Annotated in this window: 19 protein-coding genes; 13 read left to right on the top strand and 6 right to left on the bottom strand. The window is 38.3% G+C overall.

Going from position 1 to position 26,146, the window contains the following annotated elements:
- Nucleotides 1–57 precede the first annotated feature (57 nt).
- Nucleotides 58–816 carry an FkbM family methyltransferase gene (locus tag FRZ67_RS07190; RefSeq protein WP_147188890.1) on the top strand — a complete coding sequence of 253 codons (759 nt, stop codon included), beginning with the start codon at nt 58–60 and terminating at the stop codon, nt 814–816.
- A 147-nt stretch (nt 817–963) separates the two neighbouring features.
- Here FRZ67_RS07190 and FRZ67_RS07185 read toward each other — a convergent pair whose 3' ends face one another.
- The 3 genes from FRZ67_RS07185 to FRZ67_RS07175 form a co-directional block, all read right to left on the bottom strand.
- A complete protein-coding gene (locus FRZ67_RS07185) occupies nt 964–2,514 on the bottom strand; it encodes an Rne/Rng family ribonuclease (protein WP_147188889.1) in 1,551 nt (516 codons plus the stop codon).
- A 326-nt stretch (nt 2,515–2,840) separates the two neighbouring features.
- Complete coding sequence (locus FRZ67_RS07180) at nt 2,841–3,692, bottom strand: tetratricopeptide repeat protein (protein ID WP_147188888.1); 852 nt, start codon at nt 3,690–3,692, stop codon at nt 2,841–2,843.
- Between the two features lie 24 nt (nt 3,693–3,716).
- Complete coding sequence (locus tag FRZ67_RS07175) at nt 3,717–4,007, bottom strand: HU family DNA-binding protein (RefSeq protein ID WP_147188887.1); 291 nt, start codon at nt 4,005–4,007, stop codon at nt 3,717–3,719.
- A 462-nt stretch (nt 4,008–4,469) separates the two neighbouring features.
- Here FRZ67_RS07175 and mutY point away from each other — a divergent pair, with 462 nt between their 5' ends.
- The 7 genes from mutY to FRZ67_RS07140 all read left to right on the top strand — a co-directional run bounded on the left by mutY (nt 4,470) and on the right by FRZ67_RS07140 (nt 11,731).
- Nucleotides 4,470–5,552, top strand: coding sequence for an A/G-specific adenine glycosylase (mutY, locus tag FRZ67_RS07170; RefSeq protein ID WP_147188886.1), 1,083 nt, complete (start codon nt 4,470–4,472; stop codon nt 5,550–5,552).
- 87 nt (nt 5,553–5,639) lie between these two features.
- Nucleotides 5,640–6,086: a single-stranded DNA-binding protein gene (locus FRZ67_RS07165; protein ID WP_147188884.1), complete on the top strand. Its 447-nt coding sequence runs from the start codon at nt 5,640–5,642 to the stop codon at nt 6,084–6,086.
- Between the two features lie 89 nt (nt 6,087–6,175).
- The gene (gene gldE / locus FRZ67_RS07160) at nt 6,176–7,516 is read left to right on the top strand and encodes a gliding motility-associated protein GldE (RefSeq protein WP_147188883.1); all 1,341 of its coding nucleotides are present in this window, start codon (nt 6,176–6,178) and stop codon (nt 7,514–7,516) included.
- Nucleotides 7,517–7,526: 10 nt separating this feature from the next.
- The gene (gene gldD / locus FRZ67_RS07155; RefSeq protein WP_225975539.1) at nt 7,527–8,144 is read left to right on the top strand and encodes a gliding motility lipoprotein GldD; all 618 of its coding nucleotides are present in this window, start codon (nt 7,527–7,529) and stop codon (nt 8,142–8,144) included.
- 132 nt (nt 8,145–8,276) lie between these two features.
- Nucleotides 8,277–8,861, top strand: a complete 585-nt coding sequence (locus FRZ67_RS07150; protein ID WP_147188881.1) for a DUF3109 family protein — start codon at nt 8,277–8,279, stop codon at nt 8,859–8,861.
- A 99-nt stretch (nt 8,862–8,960) separates the two neighbouring features.
- Nucleotides 8,961–10,340 carry a LutB/LldF family L-lactate oxidation iron-sulfur protein gene (locus FRZ67_RS07145; protein WP_147188880.1) on the top strand — a complete coding sequence of 460 codons (1,380 nt, stop codon included), beginning with the start codon at nt 8,961–8,963 and terminating at the stop codon, nt 10,338–10,340.
- Between the two features lie 86 nt (nt 10,341–10,426).
- Complete coding sequence (locus tag FRZ67_RS07140; protein WP_147188878.1) at nt 10,427–11,731, top strand: polysaccharide deacetylase family protein; 1,305 nt, start codon at nt 10,427–10,429, stop codon at nt 11,729–11,731.
- Nucleotides 11,732–11,816: 85 nt separating this feature from the next.
- Here FRZ67_RS07140 and FRZ67_RS07135 read toward each other — a convergent pair whose 3' ends face one another.
- From FRZ67_RS07135 to FRZ67_RS07125, 3 genes are all read right to left on the bottom strand, one after another.
- On the bottom strand, nt 11,817–12,710 hold the full coding sequence (locus FRZ67_RS07135) for a DMT family transporter (RefSeq protein ID WP_147188877.1): 894 nt from the start codon (nt 12,708–12,710) through the stop codon (nt 11,817–11,819).
- An 18-nt stretch (nt 12,711–12,728) separates the two neighbouring features.
- Nucleotides 12,729–14,231: a bifunctional phosphoribosylaminoimidazolecarboxamide formyltransferase/IMP cyclohydrolase gene (gene purH, locus FRZ67_RS07130; RefSeq protein WP_147188876.1), complete on the bottom strand. Its 1,503-nt coding sequence runs from the start codon at nt 14,229–14,231 to the stop codon at nt 12,729–12,731.
- A 169-nt stretch (nt 14,232–14,400) separates the two neighbouring features.
- On the bottom strand, nt 14,401–16,482 hold the full coding sequence (locus FRZ67_RS07125) for a ComEC/Rec2 family competence protein (protein WP_147188875.1): 2,082 nt from the start codon (nt 16,480–16,482) through the stop codon (nt 14,401–14,403).
- Nucleotides 16,483–16,702: 220 nt separating this feature from the next.
- Between FRZ67_RS07125 and FRZ67_RS07120 the strand changes: the two genes are divergently transcribed.
- The 5 genes from FRZ67_RS07120 to FRZ67_RS07100 all read left to right on the top strand — a co-directional run bounded on the left by FRZ67_RS07120 (nt 16,703) and on the right by FRZ67_RS07100 (nt 26,012).
- Nucleotides 16,703–17,689 carry a PDZ domain-containing protein gene (locus FRZ67_RS07120; RefSeq protein WP_147188873.1) on the top strand — a complete coding sequence of 329 codons (987 nt, stop codon included), beginning with the start codon at nt 16,703–16,705 and terminating at the stop codon, nt 17,687–17,689.
- A gap of 182 nt (nt 17,690–17,871) precedes the next feature.
- Complete coding sequence (locus tag FRZ67_RS07115) at nt 17,872–18,456, top strand: bifunctional nuclease family protein (protein ID WP_147188872.1); 585 nt, start codon at nt 17,872–17,874, stop codon at nt 18,454–18,456.
- 213 nt (nt 18,457–18,669) lie between these two features.
- A complete protein-coding gene (gene ispE / locus FRZ67_RS07110; RefSeq protein WP_147188871.1) occupies nt 18,670–19,500 on the top strand; it encodes a 4-(cytidine 5'-diphospho)-2-C-methyl-D-erythritol kinase in 831 nt (276 codons plus the stop codon).
- Between the two features lie 325 nt (nt 19,501–19,825).
- The gene (gltB, locus tag FRZ67_RS07105) at nt 19,826–24,334 is read left to right on the top strand and encodes a glutamate synthase large subunit (RefSeq protein ID WP_225975538.1); all 4,509 of its coding nucleotides are present in this window, start codon (nt 19,826–19,828) and stop codon (nt 24,332–24,334) included.
- A gap of 154 nt (nt 24,335–24,488) precedes the next feature.
- Entirely contained in the window at nt 24,489–26,012 is a 1,524-nt protein-coding gene (locus FRZ67_RS07100; protein ID WP_147188868.1) for a glutamate synthase subunit beta, read from the top strand.
- Nucleotides 26,013–26,146: the final 134 nt, after the last annotated feature.

Below are 26,146 nucleotides of genomic sequence, written 5' to 3'. Positions count from 1 at the left end.
TATTTTAATATCATGATACCTATCATATCTTAAACCGGCATTAAAGGAAGAATAATAATGAAATATAAATTCAGCAGGATAGCCTGCTTTATTGATAAATACGGAATATTTAAAGGAATAAGCCTGTATTTTGTTTTTAAATTTAAACACGCAACCAAAATTAAAGTTCCCGGAATAAGCAGTGCCTTTTTTCTAAGAAAAAATACTTCAGATGCTGCTGTGTTTGACCAGGTTTTTTTACATGGTGATTACAATATCAATTTTTCCTTTGTCCCAACTGTTATTGTTGATGCCGGTGCTAACATTGGTCTTTTTACAATAGTTATGAAAAACAGGTTTCCTGAAGCAAAAGTTATTTGTGTAGAACCTGATAAGGATAATTATGAAATATTAAAGAAAAATGTAAGTGGCTATAAGAACGTGGAACTTATGCATGCAGGATTGTGGAGCAGTGAGACAAAGCTTAATGTGGTTGATAAATATGAAATGGGTCATTCAGCATTGGTTGTTGAAGAAAATAAAGAGAAAGGAGATGTACAAGCTATAACTATTGATATGCTGATGAGAACGCAACATATAGACAGGATTGATGTATTGAAAATAGATATTGAGACAAGTGAAAGAGAATTGTTCCTACAAAACTATGAGGAATGGTTACCAAAGGTCAGACTAATAATTATTGAATTGCATGATTGGATGAAAGATGGCTGTTCTAAACCTTTTTTTGAAGCAATAAATAAATCGTTCAATAAGTACAGCTATGCTATATGCGGTGCAAATACAATTATAGAAAACAAAGATTTAAATTGTCAATAATGGCAATTGTAATTTGTTCCTATGAAAACAGAACGTACAAGAGTGCGACGCAACACGTGATGACATAAAAACATATAGCCGGCAACATATATAAAAACAAAAAGCATCATTGTACATGATGCTTTGTTTTACAAATATGTTTTGTTATCAGAATTTTATTTCTTCATCATTTGCATCAAAGAAATGAAACTCTGTAAAGTAATAATCTGAATTGGGCTTTACTGTAATCTTACACTTGCATTTACGTTTCCATTTACGGGCAATAGAGAACAACCAACCTTTTGTAAGATGCGAATAAAGGATGGGATGCACGAAAATAGTTAGATTGCTGTGTTGGTGCGTAACAAGATAGAGTAATCTTTTTTCTATTTCATCCTCGAGCAATAAGGTGCTGGTTACTTTTCCGGTGCCATTGCAACTTGGGCAGATCTCAGATGTATTGATACTCATTTCGGGCCGCATACGCTGGCGGGTGATCTGCATTAGGCCAAACTTGGAAATGGCAAGCACCGCATGCTTTGCCCTGTCTGTACGCATGAATTCTTCCATGGCTTCCTGAACCTTTCTTTTGTTATCAGGAAGTTTCATATCGATAAAGTCAACAACGATAATGCCGCCAATATCTCGTAAGCGTAATTGCCTTGCTATTTCTTCTGCGGCTTCCATGTTTGTCTCCAATGCATTCTCTTCCTGGTTATTACTTACACTTTTGTAACCACTGTTTACATCAATTACATGAAGCGCTTCTGTATGCTCGATGATAAGGTAAGCGCCGCTGGGCAGGTTAACTGTTTTACCAAAAGAAGATTTTACCTGCTTGGTTACACCATACTGGTCGAATATAGGAATGCCGTTGTGGTAATGAGTAACAATATCTTGTTTATCAGGTGCGATCTTATTAACGTAAGAGAGGGTGTCGTTATAAATATTCTTGTCGTTGATCACAACACGGTTGAAATCTTCGCTCAGCAGATCACGGAGAATGGAAGTTGTTTTATCCTGCTCGCTTAATATTTTAGAAGGGGAAACACTGTTCTTTAAATTACGCTGAATATTTTTCCAGGTTTCTACGAGGTTTAGCAAGTCTTCATGCAGCTCTGCTGTATTCTTGCCTTCTGCTGCTGTGCGCACAATTACGCCAAAGTTCTTTGGTTTAATGTTCTCAACGATCTTTTGTAATCTCTTTCTTTCTTCGCCTGAATGGATCTTTTTGGAAACGGCAACAATATCATTGAAAGGGGTAATAACAACAAACCTGCCCGGTAATGAGATCTCGCAACTAAGGCGCGGGCCTTTTGCAGCAATAGGTTCTTTTAAGATCTGCACCAATATATCGGGCTTGCCGTTAAGTACTTCATTTATTTTGCCCGTTTTTATGATCTCAGGCTCTACCTGGAATTTGGAGAAATCAGGTATCTGATCAGATTTTTCTGTAACACATAGCTGGGTAAATTTGAGCAAGGAACGGGCATACGGACTAAGATCTGTATAATGCAGAAATGCATCTTTCTCAAACCCAACATCTACGAAAGCAGCATTTAAACCGGGTATCAGTTTTTTTACTTTACCAAGATAAAGGTCGCCCACAGCAAAACTTGCATCTGTTTTTTCATGATGCAGTTCTACCAGCTTTTTGTTTTCAAGCAAGGCAATTTCAACACCGGTTGGTGCTGCGTTTATAATTAGTTCTTTATTCACAAATGCAACTTTTTAGGTCAGGTAGATATTAATAATATTAGCCTGACAATTCACAGTACTTCCATCAAAACACCATGCTGCCAGAATTACAAGGAAAGGATAGGTAAAAGTTGCGGTGGAAAAATATGGCAGTTCGTGTAAGCGGTCAATGCCGGCAACAAAATTGCAACCGGCATTGATCTCAATAAAAAAGAGAAATTATTTATTTTTCTTTTTATGACGGTTCTTTCTAAGCCTTTTTTTGCGTTTGTGTGTTGCTATTTTATGACGTTTTCTTTTCTTGCCACAAGGCATAATCCAATAATTTTAAGGTTAAATAATAAATTTTATTTCAATGAATTGATCCTGTTTTCAATTTCCTGTTTTGCAGCAGGAACATCAATATGACCTTCCACCTCTCGATACCATTTAATGGCATTTTCTTTATCACCTTTACGTTCATACGTCTCAGCAAGATTGAAAAGTGCCTGCAGGTTATTCGGTTCTTTTTGCACAACTTTTTCCAGTCGCTCAACAGCTTTGTCATATTGCTGGCTTCTGATATCTCCCAAACCAAGCATCAGTTGAGCATACATATTTGTTGTATCCCTGTCTGCTACTTCACGAATCTTCTGGATGCCTTCCATTGGCATTGCAGATATATTTCCAAAAAGATAGCATGCCCCTAATTCGATCTTTGCAGAATCATTGGCAGGATTGATCTTTAAAACCTGTTCATAAAGAGCTTTTGCGTTTAAGGCAAGCCAGGATGTTTTATCTGGTTCACTTCCGGCCATAATCTGGTTTAACATCAAACGGGCTGCGAAATTGAGGTTTTTTTCCGAATTCTCCAATTTTGCAGCTTCCCCCATGTAATAGGCACCAATATCAGGTCTATGTAAAGTATCCCGCCAATAATGTGCTATCTGGTTATACACCAAAATCTTTTGATCTTTTACATCACCGCGCACTACACTGTTTTCTAATTGTGTAAGTTTTTCAGACTGAGCCGGGGCAAGGCTTTTCCTGGCTATAGCAAGAACATCTGTGGATACGCTGTTGTTGTTAGTAGCAGACTGTCCCTGTTCTGACTGCATTTGTGGAGACGCAGATGCAGGGGGCGTTGTATTACCAAAAAAATACAATAGCACCAGTAATACGAGGCCACCGGAGATAAGAATAAGTTGTTGTTTTTTCACAAATGATTTAATTGAACCGCAAATCTATTGCGGAATCTTCATTTGCTTTACTTCATTCACAAATTCTTTGGAAGGTTTAAATGCCGGGATGTGATGCTCGGGGATATGAACAGCAATATTTTTCTTGATGTTGCGGCCAATCTTTGCCGCTCTTTTTTTGGTAATAAAGCTTCCAAAGCCGCGTATGTAAATGTTCTCGCCTTTGGAAATGTTTTCTTTTATTTCTTTTATAAGTGTTTCCACCGTAACAAGTACATCCACTTTTGGGATGCCTGTTTTTTCAGAAATGTTGTTAATCAGGTCTGATTTTCTCATACAGAGTATGTTTAAGATGTTTAAGCAATCGTAAGGCTAAAATTATAACAAAACATTAGGTTTTGAAAATAAATTGTTTTTTCGTGAAATTGTTTTTGTCTGAATAGCAATGCTTTGTAAAGATATAAATATTTATGTGCCCGGCTTTAAATCGTCAGTCAAATCCTGTTGCGTCGCACACTTTAGCTGTAGCAATGTTATTCAGCACCTGGCAACACCGATTAATATTTTTTGACTTTTTTGTTTTAGTTTTTTTAGAAAAGAAGTATATAAAATGTAAAATAATACTCAAACCAGCTTTCTAATTATCAGCTTAACTTTCATCTTTGCTGCATTAAGTACAGAGGGTACAAGAGTGCGACGCAAGAGACGATGAGTGTAGAATAAAATGCCCGGTTCAATATGACTAAAATAGTCTTTTAATTTGATAATTAACATAATAGCAATTAATTTTTCTGATTTATGCAAGATGCAGGATTTGAAAGGCTTTTGATGCAATGGAATAAGGAACAGAATGACAGGCCTATGCCATGGAAAGGTGAAAAGAATCCTTACAAAGTTTGGTTAAGCGAAATAATTTTACAGCAAACACGTGTGGAACAAGGCTGGGCATATTATGAACGTTTCGTAAAAAAATACCCTGATATAAGACTTTTAGCCAAAGCAAAAGATGAAGAAGTATTTAAATTGTGGGAAGGCTTGGGCTATTATACACGTTGCAAAAATTTATTGCATACTGCCCGTTTTATCAATAAAAATTATAAAGGAAAATTTCCATCCACATACGAAAAGATCGTAGCATTGAAAGGGGTTGGCCCATATACAGCTGCTGCAATTGCTTCTTTTTGTTTTGACCTGCCTTATGCTGTAGTGGATGGCAATGTATTCAGAATACTTTCAAGAGTTTTTGGGATTGCAACACCCATTGATACCACAGAAGGTAAAAAACAATTTAAAGAGCTTGCAGATAAAATGCTCGATAAAAAAAGTCCAGGCCTTTATAATCAGGCTATCATGGATTTTGGAGCAACCGTTTGCAAACCAATGCTGCCATTGTGTGCAGGATGTATGCTTAACAAAATATGTAAAGCATATCAAGCTGCAACAGTAAATAAATTACCGGTAAAAGAAAAGGTACTTAGTAAAAAACAGCGCTGGTTTTCTTACTTTATTTTCGAGGCCGGAGAAAAAACATTTGTACGTAAAAGGACTGAAAAAGATATATGGCAAAATCTTTTTGAGTTCTATTTGATAGAATCTGCATCACACCGGGAATGGGATAAAAAGATGATCGCTGACTTTCTTAAACAGCAGTTGGGAATTGACAGCCATGAAGTAAAACTGATTACAACCGCCGCGTCACAGCAACTAACACATCAGCATATAAAAGGGCATTTTATTGTGGTTAAATTAAATAACATTCCCCCAAAATTGAAAACAAAAGATAGCTTATGGCTATCTGCACAGGAGATGGCACATTTACCATTTCCGGCTTTTATTAACCAGCATCTTGAAACTAAAAATGTACAGCCTGCTCTTTTTTAGCACTTTAACTTATTTGTTTAGCTGGTTTTTTTATAATTTTAGAGTGACAAGGGTTATATTATCACCGGCGAATAAAAAATAAGTTGTATGAGAGGAGTAAACAGAGTAATGTTGATTGGCAACCTTGGTAAAGACCCGGATGTTCAGTACCTCGAGGGAAACATTGCAGTTGCCAAATTTCCATTAGCCACTACAGAAACTTACAAAGACAGGGCTGGAAAACTGATCTCACAAACAGAGTGGCACACAGTAGTATTGTGGCGGGGTCTTGCAGAACTGGCGCAAAAATATTTGCATAAAGGGAGTTTGATTTATGTGGAAGGAAGATTGCGAACCCGCAGTTGGGACGATAGGGAAGGCAATAAAAAATTTGCTACAGAAATTGTAGGTGATAACCTGATAATGCTTGATAAACGTAATGATGGCAGTGGCGGATATCATCCGGCGCCCGGTGTTACTGACGGCGCAGAACCTTTCCCCGGCGGAGATATTCCGCCGATAGCAGACGAACCGGCCGAAGGTCTGCCGTTTTAAACTGCCCTCTTTTAATAATATTTCTTAATATTGGCACGCTGATAATGGCGTGCCATTATAATTTAGCTTTGTAATCAAAATCGAATCGTTTGGAAACTGTTGCAGTGTCCCATTTTCAATATATACATCCAGCTTATCTTGCATCTATTGACCCGCGAAGTACCACGGCGCTTATTATTTTGCTGCTTATCCTGATATTCTTCTCATTCGTGGTATCAGGTGCAGAAGTTGCTTTCTTTTCTCTCACTAATAAAGATATCAACCTGCTCAAAACAAAGCAACAGCCACCTTACAACAGGGTTATAGATCTGCTGGAACAACCTAAAGAACTTTTCGCTTCTTTTATTCTTGCGAACAGTTTTTTCAATATTGGTATCATCATTATCCTTAATATTCTTTTAGATGATATTACCAAAGCTGAATATCAGTGGTTAGAATTTGTAATTAAAGTAGTGGTGGTCGCTGTTATATTGGTATTGTTTTGCGAAATAATGCCGAAGATACTGGCACGTCAGAATAATATCAGGTACGCAAAAGATTTTGGGGTGATCGCAGAAGGTGTTTTTTACATCTTTAAGAGACCTGGTGCATGGTTTATGCGGCATTCAGATGCTGTAGAAAGAAGGTTCTCCCGTAATTCAGGCCGGGCAAAGAGGATGGAAGAAATCTATGATGCTATTGATACTACTACGCCCGGTGATGATGAGAATACAACCAAAGAGAAAGACATCTTAAAAGGTATTGCAAAGTTCAGTAACATTTTTGTAAAGCAGATCATGCGCACAAGGCTTGATGTGAGTGGCATCGATCACAAAGCTTCTTTTAAAGAACTGGTAAAAAGGATAGAAGAATTACATTATAGCAGGCTTCCTGTGTATAAAGATGATCTTGACGAAGTGGTTGGCATTATTAACACAAAAGATATATTGCCTTATCTTGATAATGATGATGATTTTGACTGGCATTTTCTTATGCGTCAGCCTTATTTTGTACACGAAAATAAATTGATAGATGACTTGCTGCAGGAGTTCCAGGCTAAGCGTGTTCATTTTGCAGTGGTGGTAGATGAGTTTGGCGGAACCAGCGGTATCGTTACATTGGAAGATATTTTAGAAGAGGTTATTGGTGAAATTAAAGATGAATTTGATGATGAAGAAAGCGGCTTTAAAAAACTTGACGATTATAACTACATTTTCGATGGCCGCACTTCTGTAAGTGATGTTTGTAAATTTATGCAGCTTCCGATGGATACCTTTAATGGGGTTAAGGGAGAAAGTGATTCACTCGCCGGTCTTGTGCTTGAGATAGCAGGAGAATTTCCAAGAATTAATGCTGTAGTAAATGTTGGAGACTTTGATTTTACAGTACTTGAAATTGCAAGAAACCGTCTGCAAAAAATAAAAATTACTATAAGGCCTAAAACGATCTAAAAATTTATTTGTGACTTATATATCATACAGGCGGAGCAAACATTCATTACGTTATTTCATCTGCAGTTTATCCGTTTTGTTATTATCTGCCTGCAACAGCCCGTATGTTCCAAAGCCAACTGGTTACTTCAATATAGATTTTCCAAAAAAATCTTATCAAACTTTTAATGAGCCCGGCTTTCCTTACACATTTGAATATCCAACTTATGCAAAGATTGTAAGAGACAGCAGCTTCTTTGGAGATGCTCCTGAAAACCCCTGGTGGATCAATGTTGAGTTCCCTCAGTTCAACGGGCGTGTGTACGTAAGCTACAAAAAAATTGGTGCAAACAAGCTCGATAAATTATTGAACGACGCTTATAATCTCACCAACAAACAATCTGTGAAAGCCAGCGCCATCAACGATTCGCTTATATCAACAGAAAACGGTATTCATGGAACATACTTCAAAGTAAGCGGAGATGTAGCTACCGCCAATCAATTTTTTCTTACTGATTCGTCGCAACATTTTCTACGCGGCGCATTATATTTCGACACAACACCGAACCAGGATTCATTAAAACCGGTAAATGATTTTTTGGTGCAGGACCTTATGCATCTTATCAGCACATTTAAGTGGACGAAATAGCTTTTTGTTTATAAGCTTTAGAATAAATAGCATCGCCTGTTGTGTCACTCTCTTCATCGTTCAGTTCTTTCTTCAACATAGCGTATCTTCGCTATTAAAATTTAAACTCCTCTTTAGGGGGATGGGGGCAACATGATAGCAATAGATAATAAACTAATCAGCGACCACATTATAGAAGAACAATTCGTTTGCGATCTCAGCAAATGCAAAGGCGGTTGTTGCGAAGATGGAGATGCAGGTGCACCGCTTGAACTTAATGAACTTGATGAACTCATTAGTAATTACAACATCATAGAACCATATCTTACCGAAGCAGGAAAAACGGCAATAGAAAAACTTGGGAAATATACCTACGATACCACTTATGGCTGGGTTACACCAACTATAAGAGGAGAAATGTGTGCTTATGGTTTTCGAGATGACAAAGGCATTTTAAAATGTAGCATTGAACAGGCTTACAACGATGGAAAACTTAGTTGGAAAAAACCCATCAGTTGCCATCTCTTTCCTATTCGTATAAAGAAAAGCAGGCAGGACCCTGATCTCGAATATGTAAACTACGAGCCTCGTGAAGATCTTTGCAAAGCAGCATGTAACCTTGGCAAGAAATTGAAAGTGCCGGTGTATATTTTCCTGAAAGAATCCATTATACGCAAATACGGTGAAGAATTTTATGAAGCATTAGCAGCAACGGCAGAACATATCGGTAAAGATTAATTCCGGGTGCGGAATGAAGTTCTAAGCGTACAAGAGTGCGACGCAACGAAAGCTTAATTGAATTCTAAAGTTTGGCTCAAAAAAATATTTAATAATTGCATGACCGAAACAGCATCATCTTTTATTGCAAAGAGTACGATCAAAGCAACTGATTTAGATCATCGGCGCAAGATCAATTTCAACATTGGTAAATACAATGCTGTCGTGCCCATTGGCAAGCAACAATTTGCTGATGTTGCTACTGCGCGGGAAAGAGCGAAGAATGCAAAGTGGCGTGCCATTGAAAATTTAGATACGTATCTGGAGGAATTTGAAAATAAAATTTCTGCACGTGGCGCAAAAGTAATCTGGGCCGATACTTCAGAGGAAGCGCTTCAGGAAATAGAAAATATCTGCAAAGCAAAAAATTGCAAAACATTGGTGAAGAGCAAGAGCATGGTTACTGAAGAAATTCATCTTAATCATCATCTTGAATCTTTGGGAATTGAAAGTGTAGAAACTGATCTTGGCGAATACATTCAGCAACTGGATGGCGAGCCACCTTATCACATAGTTACGCCTGCTATGCACAAAAGCAAAGAAGATGTGGCAAAATTATTTGCAGAAAAGTTAGGCACTAATCCATCTTTATCGCCTGAACAATTAACGCTTGTCGCTCGTCAAAAGCTGCGTGAAAAATATGTGCAGGCGGAAGTTGGTGTTACTGGCGCAAACTTTATCATTGCTGATATTGGTGGCATCGCTGTAACAGAAAATGAAGGTAACGCAAGATTGAGTTGCGCATTTCCTAAAACGCATATTGTAATTGTTGGCATTGAAAAAGTAATTCCTTCTATAAATGATCTTGCATTGTTCTGGCCATTGCTTGCAACGTATGGAACTGGGCAACGCGTTACGGTTTATAACACGATAGTTACCGGCCCAAAACAAGCAAATGAAGTGGATGGACCGGAAGAAATGTATGTGATCCTGTTAGATAATGGACGCACAAATTTGCTGGCAAATGCAAAGACACGCGAAGCATTGTATTGCATTCGTTGTGGCGCCTGTTTGAACGCATGCCCTGTTTATAAAAATATTGGTGGTCATGCTTATGAAACAACTTACAGCGGTCCCATAGGGAGCGTTATAACGCCACATCTTAAAGGCATTGATGAATATAAACATCTTAGTTATGCTTCCTCGTTGTGTGGTAATTGCACAGAAGTTTGCGCGGTAAAAATTAATCTTCATGAGTTATTGTTAGAGAACCGTCACGAAGCGGTTGAAGAAGGTGATAGTTCTTTTGCAGAGCGCATTGCGTGGAAAGTATGGAAACAGGCAAGTCTAAATCGCGGTATGATGAATATGGGAAACGGTAACTTAAAAAACTGGGTTGTAAATAAAGTTTTCAAAGGGTGGACTACACATAGAAGTGATCTTAATTTTAGTAAGAAGACTTTTAATGAAATGTGGAAAGAACAGGAAGAGACGAAATAGTTTTTATTTACCGGCTTTTGTTTTTCATAGCATCTTCGTTGTGTCACTCACTTGTACTTTCTTATCTTTATTCATCACGAGACTGAATGAAAATACTTCTTTACTCCACACAAATAAGTACAAGGCTTTCTTACATCATTGATTTTTTCAGCAAACAGATCAATGATGAAATTATTATTACAAATGATGCCGACCTGTTTCAGCAAACCGATGCTATAAAGATAAATTATTCATCTTCTTCTGTAACTCAACGGGAGCTTTGGATTCAACCTCATGCGTTGTTATTTGAAAATAATATTCAACAACAGAAAGCTGAATGTTTTCAATGGAATGATCTGAAATTTTTTTTTAAATCTGGTGGTGATATTCCATTCGATATTTTTTCTGCTTCATTTTATTTGCTGGCACGCTACGAAGAATATCTGCCGCATGAAAAAGATATGTATAGCAGGTATGCGCATCCAAATAGCTTAGCTTTTAAAGAAGATTTTTTGCATTTGCCTTTGATCAATTTATGGATTGAAGAATTTAAAAAAATGCTGAAGCAAAAATTTTCTACATTCAAGATTTATCATTCATCATTCACCTTTCTGCCAACTTATGACATTGATATAGCTTATGCATTCAGAAATCATCCCTTCTTAAAAAATACGCTTGGACTTTCAAAAGATCTTGGAACAGCAAACTTCAAAAGTTATTTTCAGCGTTTTTTTGCAATGATTGGGTTAGGTGGAGATCCCTTTGATACTTATCAATGGCTTGATGAATTGCATGTAAAATATAATCTACAACCATATTACTTTTTCCTGCTTGCAGAAAATAGAAAAGGCTATGATAAAAATCTTTCTCCATACACAAATGCAATGCAGGGTTTAATCAAAACTCATAATGCAAAATATAGTGTTGGCATTCACCCATCATGGCAAAGTGGTGACGATGAAAATATTTTGAAGAAAGAGATTTCTATTTTTAAAAATATCACGGGCAAAGCTGTTACAATGAGCCGTCAACATTATATAAGAATGACCTTGCCTCAAACTTATCGTTTGCTTATTGATAACCAAATCAAAAATGATTTTTCTATGGGATATGGCAGCATTAATGGTTTCAGGGCCTCTGTTGCATCTTCCTTTTGTTGGTATGACTTAGAAAAAGAAGAGCAAACACCTTTATTAGTTCATCCTTTCTGCTTCATGGAAGCCAACTCATATTTTGAACAACACTATACTGCGAAGCAAGCAGCGGCAGAATTACAGCAATATCATGATGTAATAAAATCTGTTGACGGTGATTTGATCACCATCTTTCACAATCACTTTGTAACGGAACAAAAAGAATGGCTTCCCTGGAGAAATATGTATGCAGATTTTTTAAAAAGAAATTTTGGCTGATCATTATTGAGTATTGATTTGAACGTACAAGAGTGCGACGCAAGAAAAGCTTAATGCTTATTCTGTGGTTGGTTTCACAAAAAAATTATGTCTTCTTTACACTGTAGTTTACAATATACACACCAACCAATGTAACGATTGCGCCAAGTAATAAATTTATTGTGAGTGGCTCATCCAGAATTAACGTGCCGAATAACATGGCAACGATTGGATTAATGTAAGCATAGAGCGATGCGATGGCAGTTGGCAAATATTTTATGGAATAAATAAATGCAGCAAACGCGAATATAGAACCCATGATAATAAGGTATGCAATGGCGCCCCATGTTTTCAGCGAAACTTCATTTATAGGAATATTCTGATTGGTAATTTTTGCAAGCGCAAAGATCATAAAAGAACTGAGAAACATTTGCCAACCCATTGCGTAATACGGATTGATATTGTATTTGTTTCTTGTAATAAAAATGGTTCCGATACTCCAGCCGATCATTGCAATAAAACCATAGATGATACCGAGTGCATAACCTTCCGGTTGTTCGTGAAAAGCATTTTCATAAAACACAATTGCAACACCCGCAAAGCCGATAAACAAACCAATAAACGTTAACGGTGTATTTTTAAATTGCTTGAAAAAAACAAGATCGATAAGCACTACACAAATTGGCGCAAGCGCACTAATGAGTGAAGCCAAGCCACTCGGAATATATTTTACACTCCATGTACTGAAACCATTTGCAAGCACAAACATGAAAATGGAAAGAATGAATAACCAACGAAACTGTTGCCATGTTGGTAATTTTTCTCCTCGTGCAAAAAAGAATACAAGTAAAAGGCAGCCCGCAATGAACTGCCTTAAATAAGATACCTGTAGACCCGGCACATCTTCTACGCCAATTCTGCTGGCAACCCATGTGGTGCCCCAGATGATACTGGTAGCAGTTAGTGCGAAATAGGCTTTATTTTTAATTCCTGTATCCAATAAAATGGAATGCTGTCGTTAATGTTTAAAATGTCTCAACCCGGTCATCACCATTGCAAGATTATTTTGTACACAATATTCAATGCTGTCTTTATCGCGTACTGATCCGCCGGGTTGAATGAAAGCTTCAATACCTTCTGCATGTGCTATCTGCACGCAGTCATTGAACGGAAAGAATGCATCGCTTGCAAGTACCGCACCATGCAGATCAAAATTAAATTGTTTTGCTTTGGTAATACTTTGACGCAATGAATCAACACGACTTGTTTGCCCGCAACCTTTGCCAACGAGTTGTTTATCTTTTATCAATGCAATTGCGTTGCTCTTAAGATGTTTGCAAACAATGTTTGCAAAAGCAAGGTTATCTTTCTCAGTTGCAGTTGTTTCTCTGCCACCAACTTCTTTCCATTCTGCATAGTTGCCTTCATCGTTGTCTTGCACCAATGTGCCATTAAGAACCGACTTGAACTGTGTTTTGACTTTTGACTTTTGATCTTTTAATTCGAGCAATATTCTGTTCTTCTTGCTTTTTAAAATAGCTAATGCATCTCCGTCAAATCCCGGTGCGATCAATACTTCAAAGAATATTTCATTGATGGCTTCAGCAGTTGCTTTGTCAATTGTTCCGTTACAAACAAGTACGCCACCAAATGCACTTTCGGGATCGCCTGCTAATGCTGCATCCCAGCTTTCTTTTACGGTTGGTCTTGCAGCAACGCCGCAAACATTGGTGTGTTTTATAATGGCAAAAGTTGTATCTGTAAATTCTTGTATTATCTGAACGGCTGCATCAACATCTACAAGATTATTGTAAGAAAGTTCTTTACCATTTAACTGCGTAAACACTTCTGTAAGATCACCAAAGAAAGATGCTTTTTGATGAGGGTTCTCACCATAACGCATCGATTGTTTATGCGTTAATGGTTTTAAAATGGTTCCGTTGAAATAATTGTTGATTGCAATATCATAATTCATCACTACGTCAAAAGCCTTTGCCGCATAGGATTTACGTTGTTCAATGGAAGTTGCGCCATTTTGATTTTGCAACAATTCAACCAAGCCTGCATAATCATCTTTTGCTGCGATCACAACAAGGTCACGGAAATTTTTTGCTGCGGCACGAATCATAGACGGTCCGCCGATATCTATTTTTTCAATGATCAGTTTTTCTTCAGTTGTATTACGCAATGTTTCTTCGAACGGATAAAGATCAACGATTACCAAATCAATTTCAGGTATTTTATATTCCTGCATTTCTTTTAGATCCTGCTCTACATCGCGTCTGCCAAGAATACCGCCAAACACCGCCGGGTGCAGGGTTTTTACACGACCACCCAATATCGATGGATATGTTGTAAGATTTTCAACAGGTACACAACTAATGCCAAGGTCCTCGATAAATTTTTGCGTACCACCTGTTGAGTAAATAGTAACTCCCAAACGGTTTAATTCTTTTACCAGTGGTTCAAGACCATCTTTGTAAAAAACAGAGATCAATGCTGACTGAATTTTCTTTTGCATGATGCGAAGGTTTATAAGAAGTTTTTGTTGCTGGCTTAAGTATTTTATGGCATCGCCTGTTGTGTCACTCACTGCATCGTTCAAATCAATATTGAACAAAGCGTACAAGAGTGCGACGCAACGAAAGCTAAATCTGTGTTACAAAAGCCGGGCTCAAAAAAATAAATAACTAAAGATCCATTACAAATGCACCATCATCTGGTGTTGAATGGAAGCGCAAATGTAGGCTGTCGCAATCTTTTTTCCATAGCTGTATTTTCCACAGCGGATTGCTGCTGTCGAAAACGATCAGTTTGCAATCAAATGCCTGCTGTAACTGGTTTATGTAGATGCGTGGATTATGTGCGATGATGAGGATATCAACAGGTATTTTAGTTTGATACTTTTGGCGTGGCATGCTTTGGGTAAGAAGCAAAATTTTTTTGCCATCCATATTAGTCACCTGATTTTCTTTCAAAGCATTTGTTGTTGCGGGCTCCGTTCTGTAAAGAACACGTGCAGGTTTAAGATGAAAATTGCGAAGAAAACCATCTTGTAATAAAATGCTATCACCGGTAAATGAATAATGATTTCCCTGGATTACATCTATAGCACATTGCTTAGGAACATTATAGACAATCAGTTTTTCTTGTTGATTTCGTTCGGTGTAATTAAAGCTTAACGATATAAAAAACATACACGCAAAAGCAATTGATGTTATGAATGCTTTCGAAGATTTCAACATGAGCCATATGCAAACACAAATGAATATTCCAAAAAGCATCCATGTTTGAAATACGCTTAACTGAAGATTATTCCATACAGCAATGGGTAGTGTATTGATGTTTTCGATAAAACTGTTCAGCCAGTATATCATATAGTCAACAAGAGTTCCTATTAGGTTGGCTAATGATGTTATAAAAGAAAGAGCAAGTAAGATCACTTCACCACATAAAATAAAACCGGACAATGGAACCGCTATGAAATTTGTAATTAGAAAAAAGTTTGGAAATTGATGAAAATAAAATATTACAATAGGGATAGTAAGTATTTGCGCAGATAATGTTACTGAGGCTAATCCCCAAACTTTATCAAGCAGTTTGTTTTGATAATAAAGCCAGTTATAAATAGGCTTCTGAAAGGTGATAATACTTATAACAGCGGCATACGATAATAAGAAACCAACATCCCATAAAGTGAACGGATCATATACCAACATGCAAAAAGCAGAAGCTGCAAGTGCATTGTACATATTGGATCGTTTGCTCAACAGATCACCAATTACAATAAAAGTAAACATGACTGCCGAGCGCATTATAGAAGGCACGGCACCTGCAATTAATGTAAAAGTCCACAAGACAAAAAGAATAATAATAGCTTTAAATATCCTACTTGTTCTATTTTGTTTAAAGAAAGAAAATATCCAGACCATTGCGGCATATATCATTCCTAAATGCAACCCACTAATTGCAATAATGTGTACAACTCCTGTGTTGCTATAAGCCTGTACCAGGTCTTTATCGAGATCTTCCCTGTAGCCTATTAGTAATGCTTCTGCAACACCTTGTTCTTTTTCATCGGGAATATTTTGTTGTAACGCATTTATGGTTACATCTCTTAAAGTAAACAGCGTTTTATCTAACCAGTTAATATTTTTTGTTGGTAAAACAGCATACTCATTTTCTTTTAAGAATACCTGTGCCGTAATATCATGGAAGAGGCAATAACGTTTATAATCAAATCCACCAGGGTTACCACTATTGGTTATTTCCTGTAATGGTTTTTGAATCACAATTTGCGTTCCATAATCAATTTGAGGATGTATCTCTTCTTTCTTTAAATAAACAAGAATTTTTCCGTTGGTCTGCTGCCATCTTCCATTATTGTAAACTGCATTTACTGTTGCTAAAGCTTTGTACGAATTGGTTTTGACAACAAGGGGTTCTTCTATGGTAACAAGTACAGGACTTGTACTTGTATAATTGTTATTGTACCAGTCCGGTTGATGCCTTATATCTTTTACATACATGATAGTGGCACCAAATGTCATTACCAATATTAATATTGCTAACCCATGTAGCCAGCGCAAAATAAATCTCTGGGAAAGGGAAAGAAACGTATAGAATAAAAGTAAGGCGCAAGCAAAAATGAATACAAATAAAATTGTCTTCAGATAAATCTGCAGGTACCATTCTATAAGGATGCCTGTAATGAGCGAGAACAGTAACCTGGTAAAAGGAAATTTTTTATAGCCTACAAGGTTTGGGGTCATGAACTAAATTTAATAATCTATTTTAAAAGATGCAAGCTGTTTGCAAGCTTTTTTTTGATGCTTTACAATCAGAAAGTACAAGTGTGCGATGCAACAAAAGCTTCACAGATATTCATTTGTCGGCTCATAAGTGATTTAACATTTCCGAAACTTTTCGTATTTGAAAATTATCTCTACATTTGATCTACTAAAAACTTCGTAGGAATATAAAAAAGTAAATATGAAAGCCTTAATCAAACCACTATTATTTTCATTGAGCTTAGGTATTGCGACAGGTATCCTGGCACAGGATGAAAAAGAAAAAACCACAGAAAAAAAAGATGGTGATGTAATTATCAGAAAAAAAGGGGACTCTAAAGAAAAAATGACCATTGTTATTGATGGGGATAAAGTAACCATCAATGGCAAGCCTGTTGAAGATTATAAAAATGATGATATTGAAATATTGCATGATCGCGACATGTTTATGCCACCGATGGCCATGGCAGGAACACTGGCTCCCGGGGCAGGTTTCAATATTATGAATGATGACTTTATGCGTGAGATACGCAGCAACAAAGCATTCCTGGGCGTAATGACGAAAAAAGTAGCTGATGGTGCATTGATAACAGAAATTACCAAAGAAAGTGCTGCAGAAAAAGCAGGATTGAAAGAAGATGATGTGATAACAAAAGTGAATGATGATAAGATTGCAGATGCAGATGACCTTTATAAAGCCATAGGTAAATACAAACCGGAAGATAAGGTATCGATTACCTACAAACGCGGAGGCAAAGAAAATAAAGTGGACGTAAAACTTGGTGAGAATAAACAAGTGAAGGTCTTTTCATGGAATAATGGTGATGGAAATATGAATCATAATTTTAAATTTGACATGGCGCCACGTGTGCAGGGCTTGGGCGATGGTTTTTCAGGCAGATGGGACAGAAAGCCAAGACTTGGCCTGCAAGTGCAGGAAACCGAAGACAGCAAAGGCGTAAAAGTGCTTGATGTGGATGAAGATGAACCAGCCGGTAAAGCAGGTATTGAACAAGATGATATTATTACAACCATAAATGGCAAAGCAATTTCGTCTTTGGAAACATTAAAAGACGCCATGAAAGAAGTGAAGGATGGCGATACCTTGAAATTTGATATTCTAAGAGATGGAAAGTCTCAAACGATCAATGTAAAATTCCCCAAAGAATTAAAGACAACAGACCTGTAATATTATTCTCAATATTATCTCATGTGTATAAGCCGCTGTTACCGAACAGCGGCTTTTTCTTAGATTTCAAAAGATATTTTCCCCACACATTTATGCAGGTTAAAGCTTCCTGTTTTCCAAAATATATTTTAATGACTTAAATCTTTACTTTTGCCAGCATAAGAAACATTCCTGTACGGATTATGAAGAAGATAGAACTGGAAATCGTGGCGCTTTCACATAGTATCACCCAAACACATTCCTATGCAGTTGTGTTGGGCGAGGTTAATGGTTTGCGTCGTCTGCCCATTGTAATCGGTGGCTTTGAAGCACAGGCTATTGCTGTTGCATTAGAAAGAATGCAACCCAGCCGTCCGCTTACACATGACCTGATGAAAAATTTTATGAATGCCTTTAATGTAGAGTTGATGGAAATAGTCATCAATGATCTGCAGGAAGGTATTTTTTATTCCAAGCTTGTATGTGTAAGCGAGCACGACACAGTAGAAATAGACAGTCGCACCAGCGACGCTTTGGCTCTTGCAGTACGCTTTGGTTGTCCTATTTACACCTTTGATCATATTCTTGAAAGCGCCGGCATTCTTATGGAAGACAATAACAAAAAGAAATCTTCTGATATACCCGTAGATGAAGTTTCCGAAGCTTCCCGTGAAGAGCTTGCCAAAATGAGCATTGAAGAATTGAACACACTGTTAAACGATGTGCTGGAGCAGGAAGATTATATACGGGCAATTGCCATTCGCGACGAGATCAATAAAAGAAAGTAAATGAATTTTTTGAGCCCGGCTGTTGAATAAGCATTTAACTTTTGTTGCGTCGCACGCTTGTACATTCAGATTCTGTATTCTTCAAACGATAAATATAAGTTTGGCTAAAGCCAATAAAATAAAATTAACATTGCCACGTGTTTAAAGACGTGGCAATGTTGTATATCTGAATGGCTTAAGCCAAATGTGTATTCAACATAAACAATCGTAAAAGTGGTAAATTTTCCTAACTGTAAGATAAATCTTGGCCTTAATATCATCGGCAAAAGAGCAGACGGCTACCACGATCTTGAAACTGTTTTCTATCCTGTTAATCTCAATGATGCTTTAGAAATAATTCCTGTAGAAAAGTCAACTGCAAAAGATCAAATTGAATTTTCATCTTCCGGGTTAAATATTGATGGCGTTGAAGAAGATAATCTTTGCATACAGGCATACCGGCTTTTAAAGAAGAACTTCCCTGAGTTACCGGCCATTAAAATGCATTTGCACAAAACAATTCCGATGGGTGCAGGGCTTGGAGGCGGAAGTGCTGACGCTGCTTTTACCCTGACCTTATTAAATAATAAATTCAATCTTGGCTTATCAACAAATCAACTGATCAGTTATGCACTGCAGCTTGGCAGTGATTGTCCTTTTTTCATTATCAATAAGCCATGTTTTGCAACAGGAAGGGGAGAAGTGCTCGAAGAAATAAACCTTGATCTTTCAAAATATAAACTTGCAATAGTAAATCCGGGTATTCATATTAATACGGGCCGGGCATTCTCGCAAATAAAACCTGCAATAGCGGCATACTCTGTAAAAGAAATTATTAAAAAACCTGTTGAACAGTGGAAAGATAAATTGGTAAATGATTTTGAAGAGCTTGTCGTTACCACATACGCGCAAATGAAAGACTTAAAGGAAACACTATATAACAGTGGTGCTATTTATGCATCTATGAGTGGAAGCGGAAGCACTTTCTATGGAATATTTGATAAAGAAAAAAAGGTAGATACTTCAGTATTTCCTGCAGATTATTTTATAGAAATTATAGAGTGAGTTTTATCGTCAATTGTTCATTTGTGCATTTGCATATTTGCTGATCAAAGATCCGGCCGTACAAGGGAGTGACACAACGAAAGACGCTCAAAGCTTTAATGCCTGTCCCCAATAAATAACCCCGAAATTTGAATAGGGGTCATCCTAACTATTGTTAGCAGAAATTTTTGCAAAAAAACGGCTATCTTTACATGATTTCGTAATAGTTTTATAGATTGTTTGAAAATTGTCAATTAAAATTGCGATTTCATTCGTAATTTTATAGCGATTGCCTGCCTTGATTTGTTAATAATTAAGTGAACCGTGTATGACTGAACAAAAGCGTATGGCAGGACTTTATGATCCTTCCTTTGAACATGATGCGTGTGGTATTGGTTTCGTTGCTAATATCAAAGGAAACAAAAGCCATAAGAATATTTCTGATGCATTGACTGTATTGGAAAATATGGAACACCGCGGAGCATGCGGTTGTGAAAATAATACTGGTGATGGCGCCGGTATTATGATCCAGACTCCTCACGAATTTTTTTTTGATGAATGCAGTAAATTAGGTGTGCACCTTCCACCATTTGGCAAATATGGTGTGGGCGTAATTTTCTTCCCAAGAGAAATTCGCCTGCGTGAAGAATGCCGTGAAATTTTTAGTCGCTGCGCAGAAAAGCTGGGGCTTGAAATACTTACATACAGGAAAGTCCCTGTTAATCCAACCAATATAGGCCTTACTGCACTTTCCGTAGAACCCGAAATTGAGCAGGTATTCATCATCTGTCCGGATCATATTAGTAACCCCTTAGATTTTGAGCGCAAACTTTATGTATTGCGTAACTATGCTACGCATACTATTAACAGTACTGTTCGCAAAGATGAAATAGGCTTTTATATGGCTTCCTTATCTTATAAAACAGTAATCTATAAAGGCCAGCTTATCAGCAGCCAGGTGAGAGATTATTTTCCTGACCTTTCCAATAAAAGAGTGGTTTCTGCTTTTGGCCTTGTGCATTCTCGTTTTGCAACAAATACATTTCCTTCCTGGAAGCTGGCACAACCATTCCGCTATATAGCGCATAATGGAGAGATCAATACAGTGCAGGGAAATATTAACTGGCTCAAAACGAGTGAGCATGGTTTTGTGTCTCCGTTCTTCACGAAAGAAGAAATGGATATGTTATTGCCAATTGTAACAGGCGGTCAGAGTGATTCAGCCTGTTTGGATAATATGATAGAACTGCTTACGCTTACGGGCCGTTCGTTGCCACATGTAATGATGATGCTAATACCAGAAGCATGGGATGGTAATGATATGATGGACCCGGTGAAGAAAGCATTTTATGAATACCATGCTTCCATGATGGAACCATGGGATGGCCCGGCTTCCATTTCTTTTACAGATGGAAAGATTATTGGTGCTACACTTGATAGAAATGGATTGCGCCCATCACGTTATTGCGTTACATCAGATGACCGTGTTATCATGGCATCAGAAACAGGTGCATTACCAATACATCCTTCGTTGATAAAAGAAAAAGGAAGACTTCAACCAGGCAAAATGTTCGTGGTTGATATGGAACAAGGTCGTATCATAAGCGATGAGGAATTGAAGCAAACAATCTGTTCACAAAAACCTTATGGTGAATGGTTGAATAAATACAAGATCCGGTTAGAAGAATTACCTGAGCCAAGGGTGATGTTCACGCATCTGGAAAGCGACCAGATTTTTAAATATCATAAAGCATTTGGGTATACAACCGAAGACCTGGAAACACTTATAACACCAATGGCATTGGATGGTAAGGAGCCTATCGGTTCTATGGGAACAGATGTGCCTTTGGCCATTTTGAGTGATCAGCCACAACATCTGTCTTCTTATTTTAAACAATTATTTGCGCAGGTTACCAATCCGCCGATAGATCCTATCCGCGAAAGAATGGTAATGTCTCTTGCTGCATTTGTTGGTAATAATGATAACCTGCTTACTGAAGATCCTTTATCATGTCATACAGTTGCATTGAAACATCCTGTTTTGAACAATCATGAACTGGAACAAATAAGAAGTATTGATACAGGCATTTTCCAGGCAAAAACTTTACAGACTTATTTCCGTGCAGATGGTAATACCGGATCTTTAAAAAGGGGACTTGATCGTCTTTGCCGCTATGCAGAAGATGCTGTACACGACGGTTTCGAAGTATTGGTACTTTGCGATCGTGCAGTCGATAGTGATCATGCTGCAATGCCTTCTTTGCTTGCAACAGCCGCTGTTCACCATCACCTTATAAGAAAAGGATTACGTGGCAAAGTTGGGATCATTGTAGAAGCCGGTGATGTATGGGAAGTGCATCATTTTGCATGCTTACTAGCTTTTGGTGCAACAGCAATTAATCCTTACCTCGCTTTATCGACTATCAGAGACCTGAAGCTTTCCGGAAAAATGCAAACAGAACTTGATGTAGAATATCTTAAGAAGAATTATGTGAAAGCCGTTTGTGATGGCTTGCTGAAAGTATTTTCCAAAATGGGTATCTCCACTTTGCAATCATACCAGGGTGCACAAATATTTGAGATCATTGGGCTGAACAGGGAAGTGGTTGATAAATATTTTACAGGTGCAACTTCACGTATTGAAGGTATGGGGCTGGATGAGATCAGTAGCGAAACACTGACCAAACATTATCTTGCTTTCAGCCGCAAAGAAATACCTGTAGAAAGGTTGAATATTGGTGGGCTATATCAATGGAAACGCAAAGGTGAATTCCATTTATTTAATCCACAAACTATTCATCTGTTGCAATATGCTACCCGCATGAATGATTACAATACTTTCAAGAAGTATTCAAAACTGGTAAATGATCAGAGCGAAAAAGCATGCACACTTCGCAGTTTATTTAAATTCAATCCCAACAGACCATCCATTTCAATTGAAGAAGTAGAACCCGCTGAAAATATCTATAAGCGTTTTGCAACGGGCGCTATGAGCTTTGGTTCTATTTCGTGGGAAGCTCATACAACACTGGCAATTGCAATGAACCGTCTTGGTGGGAAGAGTAATACAGGTGAAGGAGGTGAAGATGATATTCGCTATACACCTTTACCAAATGGTGATAGTATGCGTTCCGCTATCAAACAGGTGGCGTCTGCACGTTTTGGTGTTACCAGCTATTATCTTACTGAAGCTGATGAATTGCAAATAAAAATGGCGCAGGGCGCAAAACCAGGCGAAGGTGGTCAGTTGCCTGGCCACAAAGTTGATGACTGGATTGGAAGAACCCGTCACGCTACACCCGGTGTTGGTTTGATTTCTCCGCCACCCCATCATGATATTTATTCTATTGAAGATCTTGCTCAATTAATATTCGATCTAAAGAATGCAAACCGTTCAGCTCGTATCAATGTTAAGCTAGTTTCCAAAGCAGGTGTTGGTACCATTGCTGCTGGTGTTGCAAAAGCAAAAGCTGATGTGATATTGATCTCAGGCCACGATGGTGGTACCGGTGCATCACCGATCAGCTCAATCAAGCATGCAGGTTTACCATGGGAACTTGGTCTTGCTGAAACACATCAAACGCTGGTAAAAAATAAATTGCGCAGTCGTGTTACAGTGCAAACTGATGGCCAGTTAAAGACTGGTCGTGATATTGCCATTGCAGCTTTACTTGGTGCTGAAGAATGGGGCGTTGCGACTGCTGCACTTGTAACAGAGGGTTGCATAATGATGCGCAAGTGCCATTTGAACACATGCCCTGTGGGTGTGGCAACACAAGATCCTGAATTGCGTAAGAGATTTACCGGAGATCCGGAGCATGTAATTAATTTATTCAAATTCCTTGTACAGGAATTCAGGGAGATCATGGCTGAGCTTGGTTTCAGAACGGTAAATGAAATGATCGGCCAGGCAGATGTTTTAGGAATGAGAGAAAATATTCATCACTGGAAATACAGCAAGCTTGACCTTTCTCCAATCCTTTACAAAGAACCCGCAAATGAATATGTGGGCCTTTACAAGCAGGAAGAACAGGATCATGGATTAGCTGGTGTGCTTGACTGGAAATTGCTCGAAACTGCTAAGCCTGCATTAGCATCCAAACAAAAAGTTACGGCGACATTCGATATAAAAAATACCGACAGAACTACCGGAACAATTCTCTGCAACGAGATCACTAAAATATATAAGGCAGAAGGCTTGCCTGAAGATACCATCCGTTACAAATTCAATGGTACTGCGGGTCAGAGCTTTGCTGCATTCAATACCAAAGGTGTAACCTTCGAAGTAGAAGGTGATGCGAATGATTATTTTGGTAAAGGGCTAAGTGGTGCTAAGCTTATCATTTATCCTTCCAAGCAATCATCATTTGTGCCGGAAGAAAACATTGTGATTGGTAACGTAGCCTTCTACGGTGCAACTGCCGGAGAAGCATACATTCGTGGTAAAGCTGGTGAACGTTTCTGTGTGCGCAATTCCGGTGCTCGTGTGGTTGTTGAAGGCGTCGGCGATCATGGCTGCGAATACATGACCGGCGGCCTTGCAGTTATTCTCGGAGATACCGGCCGCAACTTTGCTGCAGGCATGAGCGGCGGCATTGCTTATGTGTATGACGTGCAGGGCAAGTTTGCTTCAATGTGCAACACGGAAATGGTGGAGCTTGATCCACTCGAAGAAAGCGATGCAAAAGAATTACACAGCATGGTGCAGAAGCATTTTGATTACACCGGCAGCACCGTTGCACAATTTGTATTAAAAGATTTCGAGAACCAATTGCAGCATTTTGTAAAAGTGTTCCCTACGGATTACAAGAAAGTATTGTTACAAAAGAAATCTTCTGTGGAGGTCAACAAATAATTCTTTGAGCATCGCCTGTTGCGTCACTCACTTCAACGTTCAGATCAATATTGAACAGAAAGCACAAGAGTGCGACGCAACGATAGCTTAATGGAATTACAAAAGCCGGGTTCAAGAAAATAATAAACTGTAAACTTCAAACTATATACTGAAGATGGGTAAGCCAACAGGTTTTTTAGAATTTACAAGAGAGTTGCCTGCAAAGCGAGCGGTGCAGGAACGTGTGCATGATTACAAAGAATTTATTGAACGTTTTAGCGATCAAATGCTGAACCAGCAGGCAGCACGCTGCATGAACTGCGGCGTTCCATTTTGTCATAGCGGTTGCCCGCTTGGAAATGTGATTCCTGAATTTAATGATGCAGTGTATGATAAGAACTGGAAAGAAGCTTATGATATTCTTACATCAACAAATAACTTTCCTGAATTTACTGGTCGCATTTGTCCTGCACCTTGCGAGAGTGCTTGTGTGCTTGGTATTAATCAGCCGCCGGTAGCGATTGAAGAAATTGAAAGGCATATTATTGAAATAGCTTTCGAACAAAAACTGGTTAAGGCACGCAAACCTAATTTACGTACCGGTAAAAAGGTTGCTGTGGTTGGTTCGGGCCCTGCGGGGTTGGCTGCTGCTGCGCAATTGAATTATGCCGGCCACCTGGTTACAGTTTACGAAAGAGATGATGCGCCGGGTGGTTTGTTGCGTTATGGTATTCCGGATTTTAAATTAGAAAAATGGGTAATCGACAGACGTATTACATTAATGGAAGAAGAAGGTGTAGTGTTTAAATGCAATGCAAATGTGGGTGTAAATGTAAGTGTTAATGATTTACTTCGGGAGTATAATGCAATTGTGTTGGCTGGTGGCTCAACATCTCCAAGAGATTTAAATATTGCCGGCCGTAACTTAAAAGGTATTTATCCTGCAATGGAATTTCTGAAGCAGCAAAATAAACGTGTTGCCGGTAAAGATCCGCTTGCAAATGCCGATATTGAAAGCAACATCATTTCAGAAGAGTTAAAAGCTACCGGAAAAAATGTTGTGGTAATAGGTGGTGGTGATACGGGGAGTGATTGCGTTGGAACTTCCAACCGTCAAGGTGCTATATCTGTAACACAATTTGAATTATTACCAAAGCCTTCTGCTACAAGAACATCATTTATGCCGTGGCCAACTTACCCTATGACTTTGAAAACTTCTTCTTCGCATGAAGAAGGAGCTGAAAGGCACTGGGCTATAGCCACGAAAGCCTTTGTTGGTGATGAAAATGGAAACCTGAAAGCATTAAGGATCGTGGATCTTGAATGGAAGATAACTGAAGATGGCAGGCCTGCAAACTTCGTGGAAAGGGAAGGCAGTGAAAGAGAAATGCCTTGTGAACTGGCTTTATTAGCTATGGGTTTTATACACCCACAACATGAAGGAATGCTGGAAGAAATTGGTGTAGAGCTGGATGAAAAGGGCAATGTAAAAGCTACAGAAAAGGAATACCAATCTAATATTTCTAAAATATTTGCCTGTGGGGATATGCGCCGTGGACAAAGCCTGGTGGTTTGGGCAATCAGCGAAGGTCGTGAATGCGCAAGACAGGTTGATGAGTTTCTAACCGGCCACTCACTGCTGGAAAGTAAAGATGAGGCTGTAACTTTATTACAACAATACCAACCTTTGGTGTTTTAGTTACGTATTGTTTATATAGTTTGTTTGTTTCCCGATCTCACAAAAAAATAAATGCAGCTATCCGGCTGCATTTGTTTTTTGATACCAGCTGCATTTTTTATGGCATCGCCGGTTGCGTCGCAAGCAATTCATCG

It is taken from the genome of Panacibacter ginsenosidivorans (assembly GCF_007971225.1).
GTDB lineage: Bacteria > Bacteroidota > Bacteroidia > Chitinophagales > Chitinophagaceae > Panacibacter > Panacibacter ginsenosidivorans.
The sequence above is the reverse complement of the archived record's forward strand: the minus strand, read 5'-3'. Positions and strand labels throughout refer to the sequence as shown.